The sequence below is a fragment of the Oryzomonas sagensis genome (assembly GCF_008802355.1).
Lineage (GTDB): Bacteria > Desulfobacterota > Desulfuromonadia > Geobacterales > Pseudopelobacteraceae > Oryzomonas > Oryzomonas sagensis.
Genome location: NZ_VZRA01000004.1, coordinates 107,861 through 132,418, shown reverse-complemented (window position 1 = coordinate 132,418; position 24,558 = coordinate 107,861). Strand labels below are relative to the sequence as shown.

26 protein-coding genes and 1 tRNA gene are annotated in these 24,558 nt (G+C 49.6%); 12 read left to right on the top strand and 15 right to left on the bottom strand.

Annotated features, from left to right (window positions below; all coding sequences use genetic code 11):
* Window positions 1-1,290 precede the first annotated feature (1,290 nt).
* Window positions 1,291-1,365 (bottom strand) — tRNA-Gly (locus F6V30_RS14575).
* A 132-nt stretch (window positions 1,366-1,497) separates the two neighbouring features.
* On the opposite strand from F6V30_RS14575, the gene F6V30_RS14570 reads away from it, so the two are divergent.
* The 3 genes from F6V30_RS14570 to F6V30_RS14560 all read left to right on the top strand — a co-directional run bounded on the left by F6V30_RS14570 (window position 1,498) and on the right by F6V30_RS14560 (window position 4,730).
* Entirely contained in the window at window positions 1,498-2,841 is a 1,344-nt protein-coding gene (locus F6V30_RS14570; RefSeq protein ID WP_151157683.1) for a tyrosine-type recombinase/integrase, read from the top strand.
* A 175-nt stretch (window positions 2,842-3,016) separates the two neighbouring features.
* The gene (locus F6V30_RS14565; RefSeq protein ID WP_151157682.1) at window positions 3,017-3,439 is read left to right on the top strand and encodes a helix-turn-helix domain-containing protein; all 423 of its coding nucleotides are present in this window, start codon (window positions 3,017-3,019) and stop codon (window positions 3,437-3,439) included.
* Window positions 3,440-3,500: 61 nt separating this feature from the next.
* Window positions 3,501-4,730, top strand: coding sequence for a HEPN/Toprim-associated domain-containing protein (locus F6V30_RS14560; RefSeq protein ID WP_151157681.1), 1,230 nt, complete (start codon window positions 3,501-3,503; stop codon window positions 4,728-4,730).
* A 3-nt stretch (window positions 4,731-4,733) separates the two neighbouring features.
* Here the strand turns inward: F6V30_RS14560 and dinB are convergent, their stop codons facing one another.
* From dinB to F6V30_RS14535, 5 genes are all read right to left on the bottom strand, one after another.
* Window positions 4,734-5,969 carry a DNA polymerase IV gene (gene dinB, locus F6V30_RS14555; protein WP_151157680.1) on the bottom strand — a complete coding sequence of 412 codons (1,236 nt, stop codon included), beginning with the start codon at window positions 5,967-5,969 and terminating at the stop codon, window positions 4,734-4,736.
* A 48-nt stretch (window positions 5,970-6,017) separates the two neighbouring features.
* A complete protein-coding gene (locus tag F6V30_RS14550) occupies window positions 6,018-6,764 on the bottom strand; it encodes a hypothetical protein (protein WP_151157679.1) in 747 nt (248 codons plus the stop codon).
* A 32-nt stretch (window positions 6,765-6,796) separates the two neighbouring features.
* Window positions 6,797-7,042, bottom strand: coding sequence for a hypothetical protein (locus F6V30_RS14545; protein WP_151157678.1), 246 nt, complete (start codon window positions 7,040-7,042; stop codon window positions 6,797-6,799).
* A 3-nt stretch (window positions 7,043-7,045) separates the two neighbouring features.
* Window positions 7,046-7,654 (bottom strand): transcriptional repressor LexA, encoded by a 609-nt coding sequence (gene lexA / locus F6V30_RS14540; RefSeq protein WP_151157677.1) that lies wholly within the window; start codon window positions 7,652-7,654, stop codon window positions 7,046-7,048.
* Between the two features lie 163 nt (window positions 7,655-7,817).
* Window positions 7,818-8,096: a TM2 domain-containing protein gene (locus F6V30_RS14535; protein ID WP_218043334.1), complete on the bottom strand. Its 279-nt coding sequence runs from the start codon at window positions 8,094-8,096 to the stop codon at window positions 7,818-7,820.
* Between the two features lie 338 nt (window positions 8,097-8,434).
* Between F6V30_RS14535 and F6V30_RS14530 the strand changes: the two genes are divergently transcribed.
* The 7 genes from F6V30_RS14530 to F6V30_RS14505 all read left to right on the top strand — a co-directional run bounded on the left by F6V30_RS14530 (window position 8,435) and on the right by F6V30_RS14505 (window position 15,556).
* Window positions 8,435-9,058 carry a hypothetical protein gene (locus F6V30_RS14530; RefSeq protein ID WP_151157676.1) on the top strand — a complete coding sequence of 208 codons (624 nt, stop codon included), beginning with the start codon at window positions 8,435-8,437 and terminating at the stop codon, window positions 9,056-9,058.
* Window positions 9,059-9,136: 78 nt separating this feature from the next.
* Window positions 9,137-12,187 (top strand): hypothetical protein, encoded by a 3,051-nt coding sequence (locus F6V30_RS14525; protein WP_151157675.1) that lies wholly within the window; start codon window positions 9,137-9,139, stop codon window positions 12,185-12,187.
* A 402-nt stretch (window positions 12,188-12,589) separates the two neighbouring features.
* A complete protein-coding gene (locus F6V30_RS14520; RefSeq protein WP_151157674.1) occupies window positions 12,590-13,222 on the top strand; it encodes an outer membrane protein in 633 nt (210 codons plus the stop codon).
* 297 nt (window positions 13,223-13,519) lie between these two features.
* Complete coding sequence (locus tag F6V30_RS14515; protein WP_246163541.1) at window positions 13,520-14,044, top strand: phospholipase D family nuclease; 525 nt, start codon at window positions 13,520-13,522, stop codon at window positions 14,042-14,044.
* A gap of 2 nt (window positions 14,045-14,046) precedes the next feature.
* Complete coding sequence (locus tag F6V30_RS17185; protein ID WP_191965718.1) at window positions 14,047-14,208, top strand: hypothetical protein; 162 nt, start codon at window positions 14,047-14,049, stop codon at window positions 14,206-14,208.
* Between the two features lie 2 nt (window positions 14,209-14,210).
* Window positions 14,211-14,891 (top strand): SOS response-associated peptidase, encoded by a 681-nt coding sequence (locus F6V30_RS14510; RefSeq protein WP_151157673.1) that lies wholly within the window; start codon window positions 14,211-14,213, stop codon window positions 14,889-14,891.
* A 35-nt stretch (window positions 14,892-14,926) separates the two neighbouring features.
* Window positions 14,927-15,556: a hypothetical protein gene (locus F6V30_RS14505; protein ID WP_151157672.1), complete on the top strand. Its 630-nt coding sequence runs from the start codon at window positions 14,927-14,929 to the stop codon at window positions 15,554-15,556.
* A gap of 121 nt (window positions 15,557-15,677) precedes the next feature.
* Here the strand turns inward: F6V30_RS14505 and F6V30_RS14500 are convergent, their stop codons facing one another.
* From F6V30_RS14500 to F6V30_RS17180, 6 genes are read right to left on the bottom strand one after another with little or no spacing between them, the layout of a single operon-like run.
* The gene (locus F6V30_RS14500) at window positions 15,678-16,190 is read right to left on the bottom strand and encodes a hypothetical protein (RefSeq protein ID WP_151157671.1); all 513 of its coding nucleotides are present in this window, start codon (window positions 16,188-16,190) and stop codon (window positions 15,678-15,680) included.
* A complete protein-coding gene (locus F6V30_RS14495) occupies window positions 16,190-16,969 on the bottom strand; it encodes a metallophosphoesterase (protein WP_151157670.1) in 780 nt (259 codons plus the stop codon). Before F6V30_RS14495 ends, F6V30_RS14500 begins: the two co-directional genes overlap by 1 nt.
* The gene (locus F6V30_RS14490; RefSeq protein WP_151157669.1) at window positions 16,966-17,163 is read right to left on the bottom strand and encodes a hypothetical protein; all 198 of its coding nucleotides are present in this window, start codon (window positions 17,161-17,163) and stop codon (window positions 16,966-16,968) included. Before F6V30_RS14490 ends, F6V30_RS14495 begins: the two co-directional genes overlap by 4 nt.
* Window positions 17,160-17,975, bottom strand: coding sequence for a metallophosphoesterase family protein (locus tag F6V30_RS14485; protein WP_151157668.1), 816 nt, complete (start codon window positions 17,973-17,975; stop codon window positions 17,160-17,162). Before F6V30_RS14485 ends, F6V30_RS14490 begins: the two co-directional genes overlap by 4 nt.
* Window positions 17,963-18,751, bottom strand: a complete 789-nt coding sequence (locus tag F6V30_RS14480) for a metallophosphoesterase (protein WP_151157667.1) — start codon at window positions 18,749-18,751, stop codon at window positions 17,963-17,965. Before F6V30_RS14480 ends, F6V30_RS14485 begins: the two co-directional genes overlap by 13 nt.
* A 21-nt stretch (window positions 18,752-18,772) precedes the next feature.
* Window positions 18,773-19,177, bottom strand: coding sequence for a hypothetical protein (locus F6V30_RS17180; protein ID WP_191965717.1), 405 nt, complete (start codon window positions 19,175-19,177; stop codon window positions 18,773-18,775).
* 754 nt (window positions 19,178-19,931) lie between these two features.
* Here F6V30_RS17180 and F6V30_RS14470 point away from each other — a divergent pair.
* Both F6V30_RS14470 and F6V30_RS14465 read left to right on the top strand, forming a co-directional pair.
* Window positions 19,932-20,546, top strand: a complete 615-nt coding sequence (locus F6V30_RS14470; protein WP_151157666.1) for a DUF6088 family protein — start codon at window positions 19,932-19,934, stop codon at window positions 20,544-20,546.
* Window positions 20,539-21,522 (top strand): nucleotidyl transferase AbiEii/AbiGii toxin family protein, encoded by a 984-nt coding sequence (locus F6V30_RS14465; RefSeq protein ID WP_151157665.1) that lies wholly within the window; start codon window positions 20,539-20,541, stop codon window positions 21,520-21,522. Before F6V30_RS14470 ends, F6V30_RS14465 begins: the two co-directional genes overlap by 8 nt.
* A 411-nt stretch (window positions 21,523-21,933) precedes the next feature.
* Here the strand turns inward: F6V30_RS14465 and F6V30_RS14460 are convergent, their stop codons facing one another.
* The 3 genes from F6V30_RS14460 to F6V30_RS14450 form a co-directional block, all read right to left on the bottom strand.
* Entirely contained in the window at window positions 21,934-22,557 is a 624-nt protein-coding gene (locus tag F6V30_RS14460; RefSeq protein WP_151157664.1) for an NYN domain-containing protein, read from the bottom strand.
* A 594-nt stretch (window positions 22,558-23,151) separates the two neighbouring features.
* Window positions 23,152-23,808: a tetratricopeptide repeat protein gene (locus F6V30_RS14455; RefSeq protein WP_151157663.1), complete on the bottom strand. Its 657-nt coding sequence runs from the start codon at window positions 23,806-23,808 to the stop codon at window positions 23,152-23,154.
* A 33-nt stretch (window positions 23,809-23,841) separates the two neighbouring features.
* Window positions 23,842-24,486 (bottom strand): DUF4136 domain-containing protein, encoded by a 645-nt coding sequence (locus tag F6V30_RS14450; RefSeq protein WP_151157662.1) that lies wholly within the window; start codon window positions 24,484-24,486, stop codon window positions 23,842-23,844.
* Between the last annotated feature and the right edge of the window lie 72 nt (window positions 24,487-24,558).

The window sequence follows — 24,558 nt, the reverse complement described above, 5'->3', positions numbered from 1 at the left end:
CCAACTGCGCTCATATTGATGAAATCGACATTGGCAATCGTGACGTTGGCCGTTGCTTTGTTGACGAACACCCCTGCGCCAAGACCTGCGCCACCACCGCCGCCGCCGTCACCGGTACCGCCGTTGCCTCCCTTGGCCTTGGCGTTTTGGAGCGTCAGATATTTCAGCACCACGGTGCCTGAATCTACAAAAAAGACGCGGTAAAGGTTATTGCCATCGATGGTAATAGTGCCTGCTGTGCCACCATCGATAGTCAGATCGCTCGTTATTGCAGGCAAAGGACCATTCAAAAGGATGGTCGCAGGTCCGCCGCTAAAGGTAATGGTATTGCTACCACCAGCTGTGTTGGCAGAATTAATGGCATAACGCAAATCTCCTGCGGTCCCCCCGCCGCTTCCTGCCGGAGTGCCGGCGTTTGTGTCGTCAAACACAGTAACGACATAGTTGCCTGCGTATGCAGTAGCACAAACATTAGCCAGCATGAACATCATGATAATTAAACGGACACAAAATTTCATCTATAGCCCCCCCGTTCTGTCATGGGAAAATTATCTCAGACGTAAACATGTCAAGTCACAACAACTATTAGAAGTCACTAGCGGCCCAACATTTAATTTAATAAAATAAGCTTTTGCCAAGCGGCGGTTGTGTTGACCCGCTTGGTTTGGATGTGTAGTAAATGCTTGTGCCGGATGTTCGTAAAATAGTAATCTCTGTCCGGCTTTGGTTCCAACCGGTTGCGCCTTTTTCAACAGTATCTTGGTATAACCAAGTGTCGCCATGCTTATATAATTGGCGGATCAATTGACTCTGCAAAACTTGCCGATGCAATGAGAGAAAAAGCTAAGGTCAGTAGTACGTTATTCACGCGTTATCTTTTCTTTGAAAAGTGCGGTTCGGGCCCCTAAGGGGACGTAGTTGTTTTATTGTCTTATGGACCGAATTCCAAGGATATGATACGTAATTATTCCGCCCTTCAATCTCGGCCCCGTCTTGTGCAAACATAACGAACACCAAAACACACCCTCCCCCTCTCCTACATCACAAAAACGCACTTTTCAATGTAATTTCGTAGTGTTAAAAAAGCAACACCCAGCGAGCATTTTCCATCCTACTGTTTTTACACAATAAAGTGCATAAATTGAGCATATCATTTCGATACGTTTTTTTGATTGTGACGCAGACATTGGCATGGCAACGGCTTTGAAAAGAATGACAACGGAATGCAGGGAGGAGTTCGGCGCAAGACGCAAAAAAGCCAGGCTTTTGGCCTGGCCTGTGCGCTCTAATTGGAGCGGGAAACGGGATTCGAACCCGCGACCTTCAGCTTGGGAAGCTGACACTCTACCACTGAGTTATTCCCGCTTATTTTTTCAACTTCCTGTTACTGCTAGCCTTTATGTATATCTTTATATCAGCTTGTATCTGCTGATATATCATGCTATCGTTGCCAAAGTCAACCAAAAGTCAACCAAACTTAATTCCGAATCCTACTCAATGAAGCCATTCACAGTCAAACAAATCGAGGCTCTCAAGCCTAAAGACAAACCCTACAGAATCAGCAGCGGTAAGGGATTTTATATCAGGGTGATGCCTTCAGGCCAAAAACGCTGGGAGCTTGTCTATAAAATAAAAGGGCGCACTCGCGTCCTTCACTTGGGCAACTATCCCACAATTTCCCTGTCCGATGCAAGTACAAAATTCTGGGAAGCGAGGCGCCTGCTGGATCAAGGGGAAGACCCGGGCAGTTCACTCTCCCCTCCACTTCCCCCCACGGATGCCTCTGAAGTATCAGAATCAACTACTGTTGAAGCCAAAACCATCAGCGATTTGGTTGACTTATGGATCAATTGGTCGTCAGAAAACCATGATGACAAATGGCATAACACTCTGAAATTAACTTTAAATAAGGATTTCCTCCCGATATATGGCAAGTGGTTGATTAAAGATTTTAGCCGCAAGCACGCCATGGCTGTAATCGAAAAAAAAGCTACTGACGCACCTGGCCAGGCACGCAATCTCCTTAAAGCTCTTAGGGGAACTTGGGATTATGCTGTCATTCATGAACTCGCAGAGTACAACCCGTTTAAAGATCTAAAAGCGGCCAAACAAATTCCGTCTATGGCGCAGGAATCCGGGGAGCGTCATCTATCCGACGACGAAATTAGACATGTTTGGCATTCAATTCTATCCATCGGCGGAAGCGAGTCAACGAAACGAGCATTACTGTTGACCTTGATAACTGGCCAACGCTGCGGCGAGGTCTGCGGAATGAAAGTAAATGAGTTGATGATTGACTATGATACTGAGACTGGCTGGTGGACGATTCCAAAGGCCCGCCGCATGGGAAAAAAGGGAGGCACTCACAGAGTTTTCCTCACTCGGCTTGCTGTCTCCGTGATAATGGGGAATCAAGACCGATCATCAGTTGGCAACAAATATGGTTTAATATGTCCCGGCAAGGACCAAAAGTACCCAATCCAGGAAAATTCGGTCGCAAATTATGTGCGAAGTATAGCGCCCAAAAACGGTAAAACTAAATATTATGGACTTCCTGAATGGAGTCCTCACGACCTGCGTCGCACTGCTGGCACAGGGGTACGTCGACTGGGGGCGTCCAGGGACGACATGGATTTGATTCTCGGTCACAAAGTAGGCGGGGTTACTGGTGTTTATGATCTCTGGGCGGGAGATCCCGAAAAAGAGAAGTGGTTGACACGGTGGTCAGAGCACCTGCAGGAGGTTGTCAAATCGATCATTACATCGGCGACTGGGCAAGATGGTCTTCTGAGTACGTTAAAATGGGATTATAATGCAAAAAGAAGTAACACCCCGGTTTGAGCGTCTCGGCAGCAAAATATTCTTGACACCCCATCTGCCCAAAATCCCGTCAAACCGTCCATGTACACTATAACTCAATAATTTACACTTGCCCGTAACATGGGTTATAAACAGGTAATGTGGATAACGCGTATCCCACACGAGCCCAATCATCAGAGATAAATCGAGGAATAACATGGCTGGTAGGCACGCCATTTATAAACCACTGACTATACAGAGGGCGGGGATCGCGCTGTGTGGTAAGCTGTATCGCCTGGAAACATCAGCCACTGACGATCCGGCCGAAGTGAAATGCAAAGTTTGTCTGAGCCGAATGGCGACAGGCCTCCCGGTGCCGCCAAAAAGGAGTTACCAGCCGAAGGAAGCGACCGAGTTGGACCGTTACATCGGCGGCCGGATCCGGATGTATCGCAGCGAACTTCGAATGAGCCAGACAGAATTTGGTAAAAGGACTGGCATGTCACAAACCTGGGTTTCCCAGTTGGAACTTGGCAGGATGTCTGTCGATTTGTTAAAACTGATCACCTATGCAGACATGCTGGGGAAAAAGATCGATGATTTTTTGCCTCCGCGGCGAAAGGGCAAAATGATATTCTGATCGTAAATTCTTATTTCCTTCTTTTCATAACAACTTTTTTTGCGAACATATAGAGGGATATATGGGAAGCTACGCACAAATCATGATAGACGGGTATCCGATTTTTTCCTCGAAGAACTATTACCACCAGTGGTACTTCCGGAAGAAGGATCGGTGCATTCGCAATCGTTCCAAATCCCAGCGAAACACCCTCATTTGGACTGCCGCCGATGCCAACGATCAGGATGAAGAAGAAACTGACTACCTTTATGTATGCTCTGGCACCACGCTTCGCCGTAGGCTTGAGCTTGCAGGCTTCAACCGAGAGACCCTTGAGCAAGAATTTAAGGAGTGCATCGCTCAACGCATTGCCAGCTGTGAGGAAATGGTCCAGCAAGACTACGAATGGGCCAAGGACTATGCGCAGCTAATTCCAATTTTGAAGGCATCCTGCCTGGCCGACTGGCTCAAGGCTTTGAAAACCGCTGTTGAAGAGCGCATAAATTGTTGGTGTTGGGAAGAAGAGAAGAACAAATTCAGTGACCCACTGCTACATCTTCTTTTCGCTACCGATGAGTTTTTGGAAGAGTTCTCCATTCATGAGACTGGCTTTCCATGCAAAACTCTAGAGAGCATGGCAGTGGCAATGCTGGAGATCATGCCATCAGATGTTGAATGCGTTCTCGACATCACAGATCTTGTTGGTGGAGGCTGGACTGACTCCTTTGAAGACCTCATTGAATACCATCAAGATCACACGATCTTCTACGAGGTTTTTGCCACCGCTATTGCGGACACCCGATCCCTCATCGCATTGGCGCCCTTGAGCAAGACGTTGGCAAGGCTTCTCTACGCCAATGTCATTTCGGCGATGGAGACCTACCTATCCGACACAATAAAGAAGCAGGTCCTCACACGAGAATCGATCCGCCGACGCTTTGTTCAGACCAACGAAGCCTTCAAGGAGAAGATTGTTGTTCAAGATATTTTTCGTAAATTGGAAGGCTTGAACGAAGAGATTGTGCAGGTCATCGACATGATGAGTTTTCATAACTTGGACAAGACCACTGGCCTCTATAAGTCCGTTCTGGATACGCACTTCCCGAACACCAGTATGGTGGACCTCAAGAAAGCCGTTGAGGCTCGCCATGACATAGTACACCGCAACGGCAAGACCACCCAAGGTAAGGTCGTTGAAATGAACATGCAAGACGTTGAGAGACTCGTAGAGTTGGTGGACGCCACCATTCAGCACATCGACAAGCAGATCAAAGATGGCTTACTGGACGACGATGAAGGCGAGGGAGAATGACTATTATTTCACATCCACCTTCTTGATCCCGTCCGGCCGCCAGCTGGGCGGGATGACATGACTCCCCCTCTTTTCTTTCCCCGGCAGTAGTGACCCAAGCGTCACCACCATATTCCCATATTTCTGGTTGACGCTATCCATGGCCTTCGTGGCTTCCAGCTTCTTCCGGTCATCCTCGAATAGGGGCAACTGCTCAACCTCATGTTGCAGATTGCTCAGGCTGATCCCCAGGAGCCGCACTGGCTGTTCCAGATCGACGGTCTCCAAAATCCCTACAGCCGTCCGGTAGATTTCATCGCTTTGGTTGGTGTGCCTCTTGATCGTCGTCTGCTTGCCCCAAGATGAGAAGAAGTCCGCATACCGCACGTACAAGCTGATCGTCTTGCCGGCGACGTTGTACCGCCTTGCCCGACTGCCTACCATCTCGGACAGCTGCAAGAGGAATCTCCGAATCTCCACCGGGTCGTCAATGTCCCGCTCCAGCGTGCTGCTGTGGCCAACGCTTTTGACCTCATCCTCTTCCCCGAAGGGGATCACCGGGGAGTCATCGATGCCTTGCCCCATTTGCTTGAGGCGCCGACCGATGATTCCGAACTTTCGCGTCAGCCTAGCTTCGTCACAGCGACCCAACTCGCCGCAAGTATAGATGCTCATCAGGTTGAGGTGTCTCTGCATTTTCTTGCCGATGCCGCACAGGTCCTGGATCGGCAGCCGCTCCATGACGCCGGCAACGTCCTCAGGTTTGATGATGGTGAGACCGTCGGGTTTCTGCATGTCGCTAGCCAGCTTCGCCAGGAGCTTGTTGGGGGCAATGCCGATGGAACAGGTGATGTCGAAAAGGTGCCTGATGCGGGCCTTGATCTGGTAGGCGATGGTCTCGGCTGAACCGAACATTTTGAGGGAATAGGTGACATCCAGCCATGACTCATCGATGGAGAATGCCTCCACCTCGGGGGTGAAGTCCTGGAAGATCTTGTTGATCTCAGTCGAGGTGTGCTGGTACTTCTTGTTGTCTCCTACGACGATTTCCAGTTCCGGGCAGAGCCGTTTCCCCTCCCAAATCGCCATGCCTGTCTTCACGCCCCGGGCCCGGGCCTCGTAGGAGGAGGTAGTGATGACGGTGCGGTGGCCGGAGCCAACAACCGCGATCGGCTTGCCGCGCAGCTCGGGTTTTGCCGATTGCTCCACGGAAGCAAAAAAAGCATTCATATCGATATGGAGGATGGTTCGATATTCCATTTAAGTAATAATCAATGAGAAGTCTTTTGTGACCACAATGCACCATTGTTAGCTAAATGTTGGTTTGTTTTTGCCTAAGAGTGCGCATGTACAATAGTAGGTGGCCAGTAGCTTAGATTCATCCGTTGGGGAGGGGGCAAACCAAGATATTGGAGCCCTGAATGCCGACACGAAACACAAAAAATCGATAGCTGCTATGGCCTTATAAAAATTGAGCGGTCTTCCATAGTCATGATCTGAATAGGCTCCATGAAGAATGCCATGCCTATTGGTTTTATCGGCGAGTGGATAATTCTCCGAGTGGACGTACAGGTGCTTTTCCGCAAATTCAGCAAATGAATCCATCATGCACACTACCCCGTCCACAGCACCTATTTTGTTTTCAATAGCGTCGCGCTTGCAGTCGCCAGCCAAATTATTGAAGAGGCTTCGGATCGAAACAAACGAAACAGACCTGTCATCAGCTAATTTCTTGCCAGCTCCCTCAATTACTGGAATCAATCCTGATACCGCTATATGATCAAGACCCGTAAAGTGCGCTTGAACGGCTTCCGAAATAATTTTTTTGTAGTCCTGTATATAAGGAGTCACAGGATAGCGCTCCGTGACCATCGCAGCGACGTTGTCAGCAGAATATATTAAAGCCAGAAATGCCTCTAGCTCTTGCTGATCCAAAGAGTGTCCATTGTCAGCAATCCTCTTGGATAGAATACTGAGGAATCCTACTGTAACATACGGAGGTATAAACCATCCGACGCTACCAAATGCCTGTTTGTAATGGTCTAGATTGCTCATGTTATCCTAACTACGAATCTGTGGTGTCACAGTCATTCCGCCTGGAGTGCATTGAGTGACCATATCTGGTCATGGGTATTGTAGACCAGTTCGAACAATGTTTCACCATCGCTGACAGCATAATGCATTAACAGGGTCTCGCCCACCCTATCCCGCCAGGCGTATGTTGTGAGCTTCACCTCATGTTTGCGGTTGTTCAGCTCAAACCACTTGGGGGCAATCTTCCCGCCCGGGCCGAAGATGACGGCCACTCGTATGGGCTTCCTGATCGGCTGCATAACCTACTCCGTGCTGCGAAACAAGCCGATCATCTTGCCGACGATGGAAACTTCGCCCTCCCCGGGGCGGATAACGATGGGGTCGTAATTCGGATTGGCCGGCTGGAGCAGGATGCGGTCCGGCTCCTTGAAAAACTGCTTGAGGGTGGCGTCCCCGTCCACCATGACCGCCACGACCTCGCCGTTGGTTGCTACTTGCTGTGGGCGGATCATGGCTATGTCACCGTGGAGAATCCCCTTGTTGATCATCGAATCGCCTTCGACCTTCAGGAAATAGCAGCCCTCCCCCTTGACTAGGTTCCGGTCGACAGCCAGGTGTCCGGTGATATCCTCGATGGCCGGTTGCAGCATGCCGGCACGTATCCGGCCGACGATCGGCAAGGAGATTGTCGCCGGCGGCGCCTGGGAGAGGACGATCCCCCGGGAGCTCCCCTTTCGAAGCTGGATGTAGCCTTTCTTTTCCAGGGCTCCCAGGTGGTGCATCGCCGCGGCAGTCCCGGCCGTCCCGATACAGGCAGAGATTTCCCGCAAAGTTGGCGAACTGCCGTGTTCGGCCTGATAATTGGTGATGTAGTCTAAAACTTCCTGCTGTCGATCAGTGAGTTCAATCATGTCCCTATCCGGCATTGGTAGTCATTTGATATGGTATTCAAATGATACTGATCCAGACAAAGGTGTCAAGAGGGAAGTTGGGCGGGAATCTGACTGACGTGCCATACCACCTAAATTATTGATGAATAAGTTACTCAACAGGTTTTGATGGCCTCATTGCCGGTTATTTGTAAAGCGGCTCGCCATTCTTGCAGCGGAAGCCGCCGGTCAGGATGTAGACCAGGTCGATCACTGTCCCGATGCCAAGCAGCCCGCAGGTGAGGATCCAGAGGATACCGGTACCCACCTTGCCGACATAGAAGCGATGCAGGCCACCGAAACCGATGAAGCCAAGGACGCAGAGGACCAGGGCGGTGATCCAGGTCTTTTTTGTTGATCCTGTGAACGGTTTCATTTCGCTGCCGTCCATACGGCGCGGGATGTCGTCACTTTCTGGTATCATAATAGCTCCCTCCCTACTGTTTCGCCGAAGTCAGTGGTAGCCTGCAAACTGTAGTGTCTTATCTGATAGTCCTTGTCATCCGCCGAAGTTGTTAAGTAGTGCTTAATAACTGCCGACGAAAGGTTTCCACATTGACTGTTTATAACCCATGTTACGGCTATGTGCAAATTATTGAGATTTCATTGAGAAGGTCAATTTGACGGGATTTTAGGCAAGGTGACTGTCAAGAGTTTTCTTGCAATGCAAGCCGATATATAACAAACTGCATTTACAAAACTCTCCCAAGCCTATCCGACAGCTTACTTTCGAGATGCCCAAATTTGCAAGGATTGACTACAATGTATGAAATTGATTGGACTGAATTAGTTAAGATCATCATAAGTGCTTGGGTTGCGACAGTGGCCACTATTGCACTTTCAACATGGAGACGCCAATCAAAGGCACAAAGACAAATTGACTTTATGGATGAACTTACTAATTCAGTTCATGAATTTGTTGATCTTATGTCAACACCTATACATGTCGTTCGTCACATAAAGATAAAAATTGAATGTCACAAAGACATGATTGGCCAAAGGACCGATGTCACATATCCAGAAGCTATCGTCTACATTGAGAAGTATGGAATCGAAGATAGCAGCAGATTATTTGAGTGTCTCAAAGTTTCGTCTCCCGCTCTGGCTAAAATTTGTTCTCTTGCCACAAAGGGACAGGTCTTAGGCTTCAGGAGCTACGAACAATGCATAAAAACATGCCAAATGCTTTCATGGCAGCACGGCAAGTTACAAGCAGTCGCTACAATCATTGGTGATGCTTCAATGAATTGGCAAAACCCTGAAGTCCAAAAGAGCCTTAACATGCTTATGCAGATTGATCCGGAAGAAATATTTACCCAGCTACAAACTCAAAATATAGAATTTTTGGAATTTGTAAAAACGAATTACGAAAAAATCTTTAAGTAAGGCTCAAGCTGACGCGCAGAGACTATACGACCGAAGCTGTGGAAGCGGCCAAGTCGGTGTTGTGGAAAGGAATTGATCTTGAGTGGTCAAGACGGTAACCGTGGATATCTAATCCAGTCCGTTATAGCATTGCTAGAGTCTCTCAATCGCTCGGATTGGGACCAGCTTACGCTAGAGCCTACACATGTCTCTGATAAAATCGATATCTCGTGGTCTGGAGCATCCTCGACGAAGGCATGCCAGGTCAAATCCTCTATCAACCAGATAAGCATATCCGACGTGCAAAAATGGGCAAATGAGTTGGAGCAGCAATCGACAGCAGATGAGCTTACGCTCATTCTTGTAGGCCCTTGTTCAGCGTCAGTCGCCAAAGTGGGACGCCATGGGAAGGTCAATGTTCCTTGTCCAAAGAATCTTGATTTTGATGGGTTATTGGGACTTGCTGCCCACTTGCTCGACAGATTTTTGGTTCAAGAGCAGATCAATGCACGTTCCCCAAGTCATCGCGAACTCATGGTTCGTGCTTTGGTTACTGAGCTTTCTATTTTTGCGAGTAGTGGTTCCCCGTTTGGGCGTCGTGATTTTGTTGATTTGCTGAAAGCGTGGCTTAAAAACGTTGAAACTCCGTCTGATTTAAGATGGGAGTTGGTCGATTTCTCCTACCAGCGTGGAATCGAAAATGCGATTGCCGGAAAACGGCTCGGCCCAGCTGATGTAAATCAATGCCCATCATTCAGCATTTGTGGTCAGGTCATTATTGAACTTGAGCGCTCTCACTGGTTTTCTATAGCTGGGCAGCAAGGGTGTGGTAAGTCGATTACAGCGTGGCAGGCCGCAAAGAAATTCCATGACAGAGGCTATTCGGTCTGGCGACCACACTACAATGCCAAAGGGGATGAATTGTTGAAGCACCTGCCCATGGCTTCGCCTTCTGTCCTAGTCATAGATGATGCCCAACAGTTCGGGGCGGGCTTCGCAGATCGATTATCGGAACGTTCTTGCGAAAAGCTGAAGGTTATCTTAACCAACACTCTTGCAGATATTGTAACTCCCAATCCCTCATGCATCTCGCCTACGTCATGCGTTGATGAACTCAAAAATAAAATTCTTACGCGACGAGATGAAATCTTGCCGATCGTCCAGAGGTTTGATGACGAGATCAGCGACAGGTATATGGGTACCTCATTCGAGCGGCGCATCGATGACTGTGCGCGTCAAAAAACTCCATGGGAGTTTTTCTGGGTTTTGCGGGGTGGATGGCGGACAGCACGTGAAGAATACGAGAGTCTGAAGCAGGTACCGAATGCGAACGCGCTTGTAACAGCGATTGCTATTCGGCAGATCAGTAGTTGCGACGCTGGGATCTCGGGAAAAATCATTTCCCGCATTTCTGGAGAATTGGGCTTAACTGGTGACGAGGCTGATAAAGCAATCTCGCACCTTGCTTCTCTCGGGCTGATCCTGATTTCAGATGACATCTTTCGCACGAAACACATCAGCTACGCCCACAGGATCATTGAAACAAGTTTAAACACCGAAAACCAGGAGACTTGGCCTAGCGTAATCGACATGCTCGTCGCCACAGTGCTGGACGACAATACATCTTTGCAAGGTGTTTGCTGGGTGCTGAATGCAATTCAACTGATTGATGCAGTGCGATTCAGCCAGCGAAAGAAACTACGGCCGGTACTCGAGCCACTCATGAATAGATGTCGGCACGAGTGGCGTCAGACTGAATGGGCCGTAGGCTGCGTATCGCTTCTTTTTAAACTCTTCGAATTCTCGCTTGAGGAAATGCTCACTGACAAAGAATTATTGTTGGAATGGTTTACAGCTAGCACCGGGCGGATTGCACGATTCAGCAGTGAAATTGCTAACCACCTTATTTGTGCCTCTGACAAAAAGGGCTGCCCTGAAACATCCGATGTCGCTAAAACCTTATTTGAACAGATTGATTTGATACGCCTCACCGGTCTAGCAAATAATGTTACTCTGGATGACTTCTACAGTTTCGGTGAGATCCTCAACCGACTAGCATATTATCACCCACCATGGTCCGAGGCTTTTCTTGCTCAATTCGATTGGTCCAGGGCCTTGAAGATTATTCTTACTGCTAATGCGAGCCGCGCCTACGCTGTGGATAAACTTGTCGGGAGCTTGACTCTTTTGAGCCGAAGGGAACGCTGCCAATGCAACCTTCAATACATTGAAGATATTGTCCCATTTATTGTCCGCGCTATTGGTACGGATCCAATTCATACAATTAATTCGATGGATAACATCTTTTGGTACTGCCTCGGTTTCATCCCACATTTTCTTCGAGGTGGTGAATATCCAGACGAAAGACAAACCCGAATTGCTCAAAGTATCGTCGCACAACTCGATCCTTTAGACTTTGCCTTGGCGATGAAAAACATCATTTCGCGGGATATGGAAAATTTGGCCCGTTGTCTATCGATCATTCACGAAGTGGATGCAGAATTCATTTCTCGAGTTGCGTCGCACGTTCCAGAAGAGGAGTTCGATGTTGCGGCCAGATCTGATTGGAGTGCACAATCTGACGAACTTAGACATCTTCTTGGGTTCTTTTGTATTGGCAAGGATCGTCAACCCGCGCGCAACTGGGTTGTTCGAAACGAACAGGTTATTGCCGGACCGCTTGAACCAATGCTCGCAGCAGTTGCTCCCGAAACGGCGATCAATTTTTTTAAGTCCGGAAAAGGTGTGAAACTGATTGGAGTTGAGCGACGGTGGAATGAAACTGTCTTGGCAATTGCTGCAATTGCAGAAGTAGATAGGGATGTCTGCATCGACGTTGTTCGCGATCAGCTTCAGAAGCTGGAAGAATCTCTGTATGATCTTACGCTCGATTCACCGAAGTATATCGCAACTTTCTTTCACCTCATCCACGAGCTGTCTGTTGAGTTATTCTCTAGCTTTGTCGGCAGGTTGAACTTGGATGATCCAAGAGCAGTCAAGACGATCGGCCAACTGGTCAAGTCTCAACCCAAAGAACTCGCACACTATAAGAAACTGGCGAGGCTAGCACATCGGATGGGGGGCGAGGTTGGAGTTCTCGGTGAAAGACTATTGATGCGTTTGAAAGAGGCAACGGCAACAGCGAGGTAATCAGAGCAGAATTGACCGAAAAAAAACGAGATCGAGCAATTCTTTTCTACAAATGCGAAAAGGGGCGGTAAGTCACCGCCCCTTTTCGTGATTCTTCAACATTTGTTGGCCGATGCCCAACCGAACGATACTTAGCCCTTACGGCTTGACCTCGTTCCAGGGTGCATCTCGGACCCGCAGGGTTGTAACTCCTGCATCATCTTTATAGACCGTAGGGCACATGTACGGTCTAATTGCCTAAAGTTTATCTCTGGCTGGCTTTATTGTCAATTGTTTAAAGCCGTTCCATATTCCCCCTCCGCAGCGTAGGCCCGCAGTATCCTGTAATTGACGAGTGTAACAAAACCACGAAAACAAACGTCATACACTCAAAGTATCGACAAATCCCCGAGGAGGCAGCCCATGAAACGCCTATTTTCGCCGTACGTTCTTGTTGTTGCTCTTACCGGCATCCTTGCTGCCCAGACAGCCTTCGCCTTTCGCGACGGCTACAGAAACGAAAGCCCTTACAACCCCTACGGCGGGGTAGCCCCCTATCTCTCCATTGCCGGTGGGGCCTGGCTGCCAACGCACACAACATCAGATAATACCACGCTTACTCCCACAGAGACCCGCTACGACGGCGGAGTTGGGGTAGCCGGTGCATTCGGCGCCGAGCTTGGCCCTTTCTTCCGGTTGGAGAATGAACTGTCTTATCGTTATGCGCCGGGTCACAACGGCGGGGGAGATACCTGGGCACTGGCTTGGATGATCAATGGCTGGCTCCAGGCGCGGAATAGAACTCCGGTGACCCCCTACTTCGGGGCAGGACTGGGCCTCGGCCGGGGTCATGTGGCCTCGGCCGGACCGTGGGATGGCGACATGACGGGCCTCGCCTATCAAGCCGGCTTCGGCCTGGATATTATGCTTGATCGGGTAACGTCTCTGGATATTGGCTACCGCTACTTCGGGATTACTGAAAGCGACAACAACAACGCAGGCGGTGGAGACTTGGCTGGATCGTCGATAATGGCAGGAGTGAGATTCAGGTTTTAGGGGGCAGGTAAATAAAATGACCCCCCATGGTGCGCAGATCTCACGAGATGCGTGGGGGGTGCTGTTAAGGATATAATCCAACATCTTGCTACCAGATGCAAGAAAAATGACCATGACGTTTGGTTTGGATACGGCCTCATGCAGCAAAGCGTGAAGCCGTAATATTGTCATCATCGTTTTTCTTGCATTAAACGATGAGCTATTGTAAAAAAGAGCTACTGCCCCCGGAACGTTCCTCTCCCAGCCTTGAGCTGGTGCATGACGCCGGGGTTTTTTATTACAATCAGGAGTGAATAGGTGAAAACTATCAATGCCCTTATAATCATACTACTCATGGCCGTATCCGTCTCAGCAGCACCGCTACCGTCAACCGGCACGGTGGAGGCCTTCTTCTCGCCACAAGGTGGCACCACCGAGGCTGTTGTCAGTGAAATCCGCGGCGCCCGGCAGGAGGTTCTGGTCCAGGCCTATTCATTCACCAGCAAGCCGATTGCCAAAGCCCTCCTTGACGCCCGGAAGCGGGGCGTTAAGATTGAGGCAGTCCTAGACAAGAGCAACGCCACGGCGAAGTATTCCGCGGCCACTTTTTTGGCCAACGCCGGCATACCGGTCCTGATCGACTCGGCCCACGCCATTGCCCATAACAAGATCATAATCATCGACCGCGCCACCCTGATCACCGGTAGTTTCAACTTCACCAAAGCGGCCGAAGAGAAGAACGCCGAAAACCTCCTGGTCATCAAAGGGAATAAGCCTCTGATGGAGAAGTACCTGCGGAACTACGAGATCCACAAAGCCCACTCAACCCCCTACACGAGGTAACTATGGCAGAGAAACTTGACCAACAGGACACCGTGTCCCTGGAGGAGTTGGTTATTTCCAACAGCTTCGAGATCACGGCCATGTTCAACATCCTGGAACGGAGGGGGCTGATCACCAGGGGAGAGTTTCTGGAAGAGGTCAAACGCATGAAGGTGGCGCATTAACTATGTGTGGCCGCTTTGTCACCGACATACCCATTCAAGAGCTGAAGAAGATCATCGACCGGATTGAGAAAGACCTCGGTAACCAACCGGCACGTTATAATGTTGCCCCAACCCAGAATGTGGCCGTGGTCCGCAACGAGGGCGACCACAACCGCGTCGATTTTATGAAATGGGGACTCGTGCCCTTCTGGGCAAAAGATCCCAAAATTGGCAACCAGATGATAAACGCTAGGTGTGAGACCGTCGCCGAGAAGCCAGCCTTTCGCCAAGCAATAAAATACAGACGCTGCATCGTGCCGGCAGGAGGCTTTTTTGAGTGGATGCCGCCGGCTCTCGAGGGTGGGAAGAAACAGCCGCACTACATCCACATGGCCGACGGCTCGCCGATGTGCTTCGCTGGACTATGGGAACAATGGAAGCGGCTTGAGGACGAGAACTTCCTGGAGACCTTCACCATTCTCACGACCAGGGCCAATGAGCTCGTGGCGCCGTTACACGACCGTATGCCGGTGATCCTCCGGCCAGAAGATTACGGACTCTGGCTGAGTCACAGCATGCACGATCCAGAGCAACTGAGGAGCATGTTCGAGCCTATTCCCTCAGAGGTCCTGGAGGCCTACAAGGTGCCGGATCTGGTGAATAATGTTAAATATGATGGTGTGGGGTGTATTGCGAGGGTGTAAATGAAGATCAAGGGCGCAGCACGAGGAGTATGAGTATGTATCCCATGGTGGAACCAGAGAAAATATTCGACGAAAAATGGCCCGTTGTTTTTAAGTCGCCTTATAAAGAGGAATGGGCACCGCCCTTATCAACATGCTTAAAAAATATAATCAAAGATGTGGAAGAGCTTTTTGGCCCGAGGGATAAGGATTTCGTACTACTCGGTGTCGATTTTTTGTTCGAAGGAGGACCGCATCTTTCCGTACGAGATAAAACAGCCGTCATTCAATTAGAAAAGGCGGCTTTTCTAGATTTTGAATTGGCGTGTCTCCAGTGTGCGCACGAATGCGTTCATCTCTTGTCACCAAGTCTTCGACGAGAAACTACATATCTTGAGGAAGGCGTCGCAACCTATTTTGCAAATTGGCTAGACTCGAAAGCTGACTTTAACAGGGGTCAGTTATTATTAGAAGAGTATCAGGTTGCCTTAGTCCACGTAGAGAAACTCTTAAACATTGACCCTAACGCAATCCGAGTTTTGAGACAACACGATCCGAAACTTTCAAAAATTAGCAAATATCTACTCTTGGCACTCTACCCTTCCCTTGGAGAAGCGGCAGCCGATGTGCTAACACGAAGATTTTACAATGATGATGGAGAACCTAGCGATAGTAATGAATTTTAGTCACTCAGCCAATTTTTACGCAGGGCTATTTTTTCAGTTCCGTTGTTGTCATGGCTTTATTCGTTGGCAGTAAATTTTTCACAAAACCAGCGAAATGTAATCCTTTCCCTCAACCCCTGCCTCATTTCTTGGATTCCCATCCATGGTGACCAAATCCGTCCGCCTGCTCTAAATGTATTGGGTTATCAAAAATCCCCGGCAATTTCCCATCAACACGGCACTCATAAACATCGGACACCACGTCCGTGGTCTCCATATAACCCGCATCCTGCAATTTGCTTAATAATGCATTAATTGCCTCGTCGCCACAGAGTCCAGCCTTCTTGATCTCTCCAACAATCCGCCGAATATCGGACCGCCACTCTGGAGTTGTTTTGTGCGGATGCATGTATATAAGCTGATTAATGGGACCTGAACCATAGGACAACATATACATGCGGATACCCAGATTTGCCAGGCGGTCATGCAGAGCCTTTTCGGCCGGGACATGTCCAGGTCCGCCCGCAAAAGCGGTCTCCCGGTCTGGGCGGGCCTTCCTGAATTTCCCAACAATCTGAATTACGATAGATGCCAGCCCAACGGCAGATAAGAATATCATCATCTGCATCACAGGATCATGCGCCACTTCCAACATTATAATATCCCACCCAGCAGCTCCACCTGGTTATAGTGGCACACAAACTTATCCACCCGCTTCTCCTCGTGGAAGTGCCCAAAGTGCCACTCCCCGAACTCCAACCCCCGGTCCCACAGCTCCTGCAGCATGCTCTCCGTCGGATCAGCCAGGTGCTTCCGGCCGCCAAACATAATCCTCTCGCTCACCGGACAGGTGTGACTGATCACATAATCCACCTTCCACCCTACTCTCTCCAGGTTGCGGCAGGCGTTCTCGAAATCCTCGCGGCTCGGAATCTCCTCCGGCCACCAGTCGATCCCCTCTGTTCGTCCCTTGTTCCACTCACGGCCATCGCCGAAGCCACCAAGCCCATAAGAGAGAGGAGGTCGGACCCACCCAGGGGCCTTGTCATGGCTCATGGCCCCGCCAAAGGCCAGGAACGTTTTCCCCTCGATCTCGAACACCTCGCCACGTTTCAGGTAGTAGACGTTCTTCCGGACCTGGTAGGCCTTCCCGCCGTACAAATCCACCAACGGAAACTCTCCGCCGAACAGCCTGGCGAAGTTTTCGTGGTTTCCATCCACGGCCAACCAGGTCACACGCTGTCGAAGAGTCTGCTCCAGGAAATAGCCCTCTTCTCTCCGATGCTTCTCATTCATGTGGTAGTCGTGGTACCAGACCCCGCCGAGGTCACCGCAGCAGAGGCAAATATCGCCATTCTTCGCCGGTTTGAACTTAGCGGAGGATATGTGCCAGGCCGTCACGCCGCCGTGGAGGTCTCCGGTGATCCAAATCATTTCTTTGTCGCCTCTTTGTTATAACCATCCTCAACCATGCGCTTGAATAGCTTCGGATTTGCTAAACACCACTTATCAAATTGTTCCATTTTTTCTTTGTTTATAATCCCAACTCGAAAGAGATCACTCGCGGTTTCATGAATCGCTGCAAACAGGTCACTTCTGTATTTAGACTTCGTTTTTTGGCTACTCACGGCCCCAGCCTCACAAACCCCTCAGTTTCAGTGTCGAAAACCCACCAGCCGTCCTCGATGTGGATGTTGACGTGGTTACCCTTCCGCATAGGGCCCGCAACCTTTGTGTGGCCGAATATCTGTTTAAATCGCGGATCAGGAGGGTGTGAAGGCTCCCATTGGGGGTCATACCAGAAGATGCCGCCGAAGGAATCTTCACCACCACGAGTCCAGTCTCTGCAAAACAGCGGGCCCTTGCCGTAGTGTGCCAATGACTCGTGCCAGGGCCGGGCTTTTGTCGCAAACTCCCGCTCAAACTCCTCACAGATCCACGAGGCGATAGCCGATGGATCCGCGGAGCCCCAAGGGGCGGAGGGTAAGGCAGCCGTCAGGGCGGTGGATACCCCGGCGTGAGTGCAGAGCCAGCCGCCGGCGGCGTGGGCGGCCTTAACCTGGTCTTTCTGGCGGGCAAGGTGGTAGCGGGACTCGAAGATGTCTCGGCAATAGAGCTCCCTATTTTTCTCGAAGATACTGGCCAGGTACTGGTTATCGTCGATCCACGCCTGGACTTCCGGATCGTTGATACGGCCGTGGCGGGTGAAGTCTCCCCAAGGCCGCTCTGGAGTGTAGGCTAGATCATGGTTGCCCCACACGAGTACACAATCAGAATCCAGCAAAAGGTCGAGGCAGGCCAGTTCCTCGTCGAAAGGGGTCAGAGGATCCCGTGAATCGACGATATCGCCCAGGGATACATGCTCCGCCTCGGGCTTGTAGGAAAGAAAGGCCCGGGTCATGGCGAGATCGCCGTGTATGTCGCCGACTACAATTGCCATTGCTGCTCCCGATTGACACTAATCAACTCAATCCCAGCATCCTCTCGCCACTGGAAAATTGCTACACTCCCCGCATCATCTTTGATGTGGCCAAACGCATAAACCTGAGATCCGTTGATTATACCCCTGGCAAACTGGTGGATGTGACCGCACAGAACCAGTTTGGGCGCCATGCGCTCTACCAGTTCCCGAACAATTAAATTCCCTCGTAAAGGAACATCTCTGCCGAAAACGTCAACCGGGCAGTCGTGCAACAGCAGGATATCGGGCCGGGGCATATTAAGCATTGTCTGAAGGTCCTCATCTGAGAAATAGCCGCGGCGCTTCCAGTTCTGGTCTTTCAGTCTGGTCGGAGTACGTTTTTCGTGAAAGTGTTTTTCACTGTATATTCCCGAGAGACCGGCAACGACAAGACCTTCAACGGTCGCCCGGCCTGCCCGGCCAAGATAATGACAATTCGGCACGAGGGTGAACCCCTCCAGGTGCTGGTCAAGGTAATAGAAGGGTTCGTGGTTGCCGGCAATGAACCATAGTGGCCAGGGGAAGGTCGCCGAGCCGGCGGCGAAGTCCGGGAAATCACCGATGCTACGGTGCCGCTCTGGAGCATTCATCGAGGTAAGGTCATCCTGATTCCTGATAGGCTGGAAATCACCAACTTGGAGGACGAATGACGGTGTAACCCCGGTCTGCTCTGACATCTGCTTGAGCCTTTCGACCATTAGATGCATATGGCCGTGAGTGTCGCCGGCTACAGCAAAGTTGACGGTCGATATCATGACTCTCCCCTCAACTAACCGTCAAAATCCGCTCAATCCGCGGCTTCCCGTACTCTGCCCCGGCGGCACCCCGTTTCGAAGCAGCTCAGCTTCCACATCCTTTACCAGCCCCCGAATCCCCGCCAGCGCCTCTACTGGCGTTTTTGCCAAATGGCGAAGGTTTGTGAACTCAACGCAAAGCCCTGCATATTCACCGTCCTCTTCCGACCAGGTGACCTGATATGTGTGTTTGTCAGGGGTTGCAATTGCTTCAGCTCTTTCAGACTCACGCTTCGATCTCTCTTCAACAGCTTTTACCCGTGCGACAAGTTCATAGACCTGCGGAGGTGTTACCGCGTTTTTCATAAACTCCAGAGTCTTCTTCGGGAGCTTATCCGGGAGTCTCATCCCGACTCTATACGGAGCATTCTTTTTTCTCCGGGTCATTTATTCCTTCCAATCAATTAGCGGCTGCGAGCGCGGAGTGTTGTGCCAAATGTCGTATCGCGGTACGACTTTTACCACCCAATGGTCCCCAACAATCTCTGCTTCAACGGTATCTTGATCGCCTTTAACCTTTTTCGCCGCAGCCTTTATTTTCCTATGCAGTTCCACCATTCTGTATATCGAAATCACATAATTTGGGCACGCGGGGCACCGAAGCACTCTGATATCTCTGAGCACGATAGAGATCAAAAACCCGCTCTCGGCATAGTCCGTGTCTTCTCGGGTTTCAATCAGTTCGCTGTTACAGGTCGGGCATCTCATCACCCCCATTCTGTCTCAACCCGGCCTACCGGTCAACCGGAATTCGGAGTTGCAACATCAGTAACTATTCGGTTTATATCAACTTATTGTTGATGAAACAGGCAGGCAGGTGAGATTTTATGCGGATTTTTTTGCGTGAGTATTAACTAATGTTAGTTGGGGGAGACGATGATTTTGTTTGAAATAAAAAAAGCCCACCGACGTCCCGAAGGAGGTGGCAGGCGTTGTCAAGAACTTCTATACCTTCTTTAAGGTGCAGAGTCAAGTTCCCACGGGGTTTTCGTGTGGTTTTTGTGGAGATTTTGCGGGGGAGGTGCCGGACGATGGGGAGTCTCTCTGAGGTTTACGGGGGATGGTGGGCTAGACGATAATTTCCTTTGCAATTCCTAGAAAAAATAGTATATTTTTCTAGATTTTTGAAAGGAGCAATACCTTGCAAGGTATCAATGATAAGATACTTTTTAGGATATATGGACACGGTAGGGGTTGGGCTTTCTTCCCAAATGAATTTATAGACGAATTTGAACGCAAGCAGATCGATAACGCCCTATCGGATCTGGCAGGCGAAGGCAAAATCCGCCGTATCTATCGTGGACTGTATGACTACCCCAAATACAGTGATCTGTTGAAACAACAATTGAGCCCTGATTTTGACCAGGTTGCCAGGTCTTTTGCGCGCAAATTTAACTGGCGCATTCAGCCCTCTGGAGATGCTGCTCTAAATCTCCTTGGCTTGTCTACCCAGGTCCTGGGCAAATATATTTATCTCTCTGATGGCCCGAATCGCACTTATAAAATTCTCAATTACACCCTGGAGTTCAAAAAAACCGCTCTTAAAGAAATTGGTTTTAAACACCGGGAAAGTGGAATCATTGTTCAAGCGCTTAAAGCACTTGGTAAGCAGCGGGTTAGCCCAGAAATAATGGATAAAATCCGTAAGCAGTTTAGCTCAGATATGTGTCCCAAAATTTTGAAAGATACTAAAACAGCCACTGGCTGGGTCTACGACTGCATCAAGGAAATTTGTCGGGAGAAGCCGAATGGATAAGGTTGCCAATTTATCTGCAAAACAGCGTAGCGATCTCTTTTCTGAAACGGCTGCCCGACGGGACATGACCCCAGCTATCGTGGAAAAGGATTTCTGGGTCACGTGGACTCTTGATAAGTTATTTGCTCACACGGACCTGTCCCGTATCTTGATGTTTAAAGGTGGAACGAGTCTCTCCAAGGTGTTTAGTCTCATTGACCGCTTTTCGGAGGACATTGATTTAATTCTCGATTGGACCACCCTCACGGGTGAAGACCCAAAAGCGGCCAGATCTAAATCGAAACAACAAAAGCTGAATAAGGATATAGACGAGCGGGGGCAGGCTTATATCGCCACAGAATTGCTGCGACAAGTGTCTGAATGTGTCGGTCCGATTTGTCGATGTGAAGTAGATGGGGGCGATCCTAATGTATTGAACATTAGCTACCCCGCCGCCTTCGACCATGACTATTTAAGACCAGAGGTGCGCTTGGAGATTGGGCCTCTGGCGTCATGGCTTCCCTATGCAAATTATACAATTCACCCTTATACTGCAGAGGTATTCCCCGCAGTTTTCGAGCGGAGTGAGTGTCCGGTTAAAGCCATCAAGGCTGAACGCACGTTCTGGGAAAAGGCAACAATTCTTCATCACGAAGCGTATCGGCCGGCCGGCAGTCCCCAACCACTGAGATACTCTCGGCACTACTATGACCTAGCAAAAATGGCGACCTCGTCGGTCAAAAATACTGCTCTGGCCGATTTGGATCTGTTGTCAGACGTGGTAGAGTTCAAGGACAGATTTTATCCGAGGGGTTGGGCCAGATATGATTTGGCCAAGCCGGGTACTTTACGTCTTGTGCCAAAGGGGCATGTCCTGGAATCGGTTACGGCAGATTACCGCGATATGCGCTCAATGATTTTTGGTGAATATCCTGACATTGGCACAATAATGTCTGCACTGGTGGCATTAGAGGGTGAAATTAATGGATCGATCTGATTTTTTCATACCGACCAGGCGCATCCAGGTAGGCACGAATCCGCCAATTAATGATGTCATGGCAAAAAAGCTTTCTGAGATGAAAGTCTCTACTGCTATCGTTGCGCGTGCAAAAGCCACAATCGAAAACAGCAGGATTCCTCGCAAACGTGCCCCTCTCGCTTAGCCTTAATCATATGCACTATGTACCCAATATAGGTACGTACTGCAAATACTTCTTCGGCGCTACCACATCATCCTGCCCAATGTAGATACTCTTAACCTGACAAACAACCCCCGGTTCCCGGCCGTCCCCCTCAACACAGACCTGACGAAAACCTGACAGAGTCCAAGATTGAGGGGTGGTTCTGGGCGCTGGGGTGGTCGAGAGTGTCAGACTTTGGGGAATGGTGTGATGAGGAAGAGAGAGATTTACCAGGAAGCGGGCTTACTGAAAGATGTCCCTGGGACTGGATTCGGCAATTGCGAATTGGCAAGGACGCCATTACGAATTTTCTTTACGTATGTCGCGTGTTTTTTTAATTCATTAGAGGGCATTTCGACAGGGCTCAAGAGACCAATTGTTTTCGTAGGATGGTGAAGCCTGACGAGTCTAAGGGCTTCTGCAATGTCGCTATCGTTTGAGATTAGGACTGCTGAATCGTATGCGTCCAGCCAAGCATCGTTAAGAAGGTGGACCGACAGATTTACATCGGAACCTTTTTCCTCGGTTTTCAGCACTTCAGCGTAATTTTTCCCATTGATAGGCGTGACTAGGCGAGCTATTTTGGGGTGGGTCTGAAAGCTGCCGTAGTAGAGTGTCATCTCAGGAATATAGTGCTGCATAGCGCGGAAATAAGTTTCCTGGCGAATGGGCTGATTTGGGTCAGTTCGACCGGAGACGAGGGCAGTAAAATATTTGATTGCCACTATCTGGTTGTAAGGTTTGAGGAGCTGTTCGCAGAGGCGTTTAACGTCAAGCCATTTATATGGTGAATTGTAAAGGAGGCGGTGGTATAGGTTGAAACCATCGATGTAGACGTAGGTTCTTACCAATGATGAACACCTCAGAAAATAGCAGGGGCGCCATTTTACTGGCGCCCCGCGCCCATGCTCGAAAGCGATGGGGTAGTAAGATGGTAGGGAAAATACCCAACGTCGGTTAGGATGTCAAGCATTTAATCCCTATCTCTGTGAATATTATAGCACAAAATATGGAATTCAATCCCCCTCAAGTACCATATAACTCCGATTGCCCGGCTGTCTGTCCACTTCTGTTTGTCCGCCCCTCCTCTCCATAAAACTCACACGGCGCGCCCGCATTTCTCCCGGCCATGTTGGCAGCCTAACCCATAACCCCCGGTCCCCGTTCCCCGTCCGTCCCCCGCATCACAGTCCCGACGAAAACCTAACAGAGTCCTAACAACAACCTGGCAGATCCCAGGGATCATTGGCCCTCGCGGCGGCCGGCGCCGGATCACGAGGATATCAGTCCGCAGACCGCAGATTTGGAGGGCGGTTTTGAGGGGTAATGGTTGCAGATGAAAGCAGATGGTTGCAAATGATATAATGTGGTTGCAATAGATTGCTGATGATTTCTGATGGTATATGTGTTATTTAAGGTTGCTGAACATTACAATATATAAGTTGCTATTTTTTAGAACTTGTTTCTTCCATAATTCTCAACTTCATCACTTCAACTTCTTGCTGAGCGTCACGATCACCCAGATCCGCGGCTCTCTGATACCACACAAGGGCTTCTTTGTAGCTCTGTTTTACACCATCGCCTCTACTATACATAGACCCTATTACATACATTGACCCGGCGTCACCTTGATTTGCTGCTTTAACAAACCATTTCAACGCCTCCTGTTTGTCCTGTGTTACTCCTTCGCCGTAGCTGTAACGTCCACCCAAGTTTCTTTGAGCGTCCCTATCACCCTGGTCTGCAGCTTTTCGATACCATTTCACAGCCTCAGCATAGTTTTGAGGGAGTCCTGTACCATCAGAATATAAATACCCCAACTTGAATTGTGCCACTGCATCGCCTTGGTCTGCGGCCATTCGGTACCACTTGGCTGCTTCAGCATAGTCTTGAGTAACGCCCCTCCCTTTTTCATACAAAAGCCCCATGTTGAATTGGGCGTTAATATTTCCTAAAATCGCGATTGGCTGCCATTTCTGTTTGGCGGTGACAAAATCCCCTCGTTTGGCGGCTGCAAGGCCTTCGCTAAAATAGTTTTCATCAGAAAATGCAGTAGTAGCCATAGTTGAAATCATAATGAGGGCGGTAATAAATATCTTCACAATGGCTCCTTTGGATTGTATTTTGCCAGTATCTCAGCAGTCCCCTTTCGATTGCACCGTGATAGTACGTACCTTGCCATTCTCGCCAGGGAATTCGGTGAAGAGCGCCTCTAGCATCTCCTCAAAGACACCCGCTATAACACTGCACATTCCGTTACTCTTTGCCCGGGCCTCGTAGACCTTTACGGCATGGCCTGCTTTCAGACTGGCAGCGTCCACAATATCCAGTGCGATAGACCTGGTATAGACAGTTTCTGAACTGTTCATCGAACCCACAATGCCGTAGGTTGGCATCGAATAGGAAGTGCCGGTAAATGAGGTCCCTCCTACTGATCCGTACGAATAGCTTGTGCCTCCACCTGTCTGGCCAAAGATAGGTGTCGAGACATTGGCGTTTTTGCCGGTGTCGATGCCGTATGACACAAATGCGATATATTGGGCTTCTGCCGGATTGCTCGCTATACTGTAGCCTTTGGACGCGAGCTTTTCCTCAAACTGCATTTTGTAGCGCGCAAATTCAAGTGAACTGTTTACCGCCGCTTCAGCAGCAACTACGGAGATTGACCCTCTAATTTTGAAATCCGGTGTGTAAAAGGCTGTTGTCTTGGTTTCTACCGAGAGGGGCGCGCAGCCGGCGAGGAATAGTGCTGCCAGCAGTAACCACAGAAGCTTTTTCATGACACCTCCTGATTTTCAGATGTAGCATCACACACTTCTAATATCACACGCCGGCGGGCATTTGAATTATTT

Bases quoted from the DNA above. Each gene is read 5' to 3' on its own strand.
- F6V30_RS14570 (WP_151157683.1), top strand. From the start codon at position 1,498: ATGAAGCCATTCACAGTCAAACAAATCGAGGCTCTCAAGCCTAAAGAC.
- F6V30_RS14560 (WP_151157681.1), top strand. From the start codon at position 3,501: ATGGGAAGCTACGCACAAATCATGATAGACGGGTATCCGATTTTTTCC.
- F6V30_RS14535 (WP_218043334.1), bottom strand. From the start codon at position 8,096: ATGATACCAGAAAGTGACGACATCCCGCGCCGTATGGACGGCAGCGAA.
- F6V30_RS14495 (WP_151157670.1), bottom strand. From the start codon at position 16,969: ATGATTTGGATCACCGGAGACCTCCACGGCGGCGTGACGGCCTGGCAC.
- F6V30_RS14480 (WP_151157667.1), bottom strand. From the start codon at position 18,751: ATGATATCGACCGTCAACTTTGCTGTAGCCGGCGACACTCACGGCCAT.
- F6V30_RS14485 (WP_151157668.1), bottom strand. From the start codon at position 17,975: ATGGCAATTGTAGTCGGCGACATACACGGCGATCTCGCCATGACCCGG.
- dinB (WP_151157680.1), bottom strand. From the start codon at position 5,969: ATGGAATATCGAACCATCCTCCATATCGATATGAATGCTTTTTTTGCT.
- F6V30_RS14530 (WP_151157676.1), top strand. From the start codon at position 8,435: ATGTATGAAATTGATTGGACTGAATTAGTTAAGATCATCATAAGTGCT.
- lexA (WP_151157677.1), bottom strand. From the start codon at position 7,654: ATGATTGAACTCACTGATCGACAGCAGGAAGTTTTAGACTACATCACC.
- F6V30_RS17185 (WP_191965718.1), top strand. From the start codon at position 14,047: ATGGCAGAGAAACTTGACCAACAGGACACCGTGTCCCTGGAGGAGTTG.
- F6V30_RS14450 (WP_151157662.1), bottom strand. From the start codon at position 24,486: ATGAAAAAGCTTCTGTGGTTACTGCTGGCAGCACTATTCCTCGCCGGC.
- F6V30_RS14510 (WP_151157673.1), top strand. From the start codon at position 14,211: ATGTGTGGCCGCTTTGTCACCGACATACCCATTCAAGAGCTGAAGAAG.
- F6V30_RS14465 (WP_151157665.1), top strand. From the start codon at position 20,539: ATGGATAAGGTTGCCAATTTATCTGCAAAACAGCGTAGCGATCTCTTT.
- F6V30_RS14520 (WP_151157674.1), top strand. From the start codon at position 12,590: ATGAAACGCCTATTTTCGCCGTACGTTCTTGTTGTTGCTCTTACCGGC.
- F6V30_RS14500 (WP_151157671.1), bottom strand. From the start codon at position 16,190: ATGTTGGAAGTGGCGCATGATCCTGTGATGCAGATGATGATATTCTTA.
- F6V30_RS17180 (WP_191965717.1), bottom strand. From the start codon at position 19,177: ATGACCCGGAGAAAAAAGAATGCTCCGTATAGAGTCGGGATGAGACTC.
- F6V30_RS14505 (WP_151157672.1), top strand. From the start codon at position 14,927: ATGTATCCCATGGTGGAACCAGAGAAAATATTCGACGAAAAATGGCCC.
- F6V30_RS14545 (WP_151157678.1), bottom strand. From the start codon at position 7,042: ATGCAGCCGATCAGGAAGCCCATACGAGTGGCCGTCATCTTCGGCCCG.
- F6V30_RS14550 (WP_151157679.1), bottom strand. From the start codon at position 6,764: ATGAGCAATCTAGACCATTACAAACAGGCATTTGGTAGCGTCGGATGG.
- F6V30_RS14565 (WP_151157682.1), top strand. From the start codon at position 3,017: ATGGCTGGTAGGCACGCCATTTATAAACCACTGACTATACAGAGGGCG.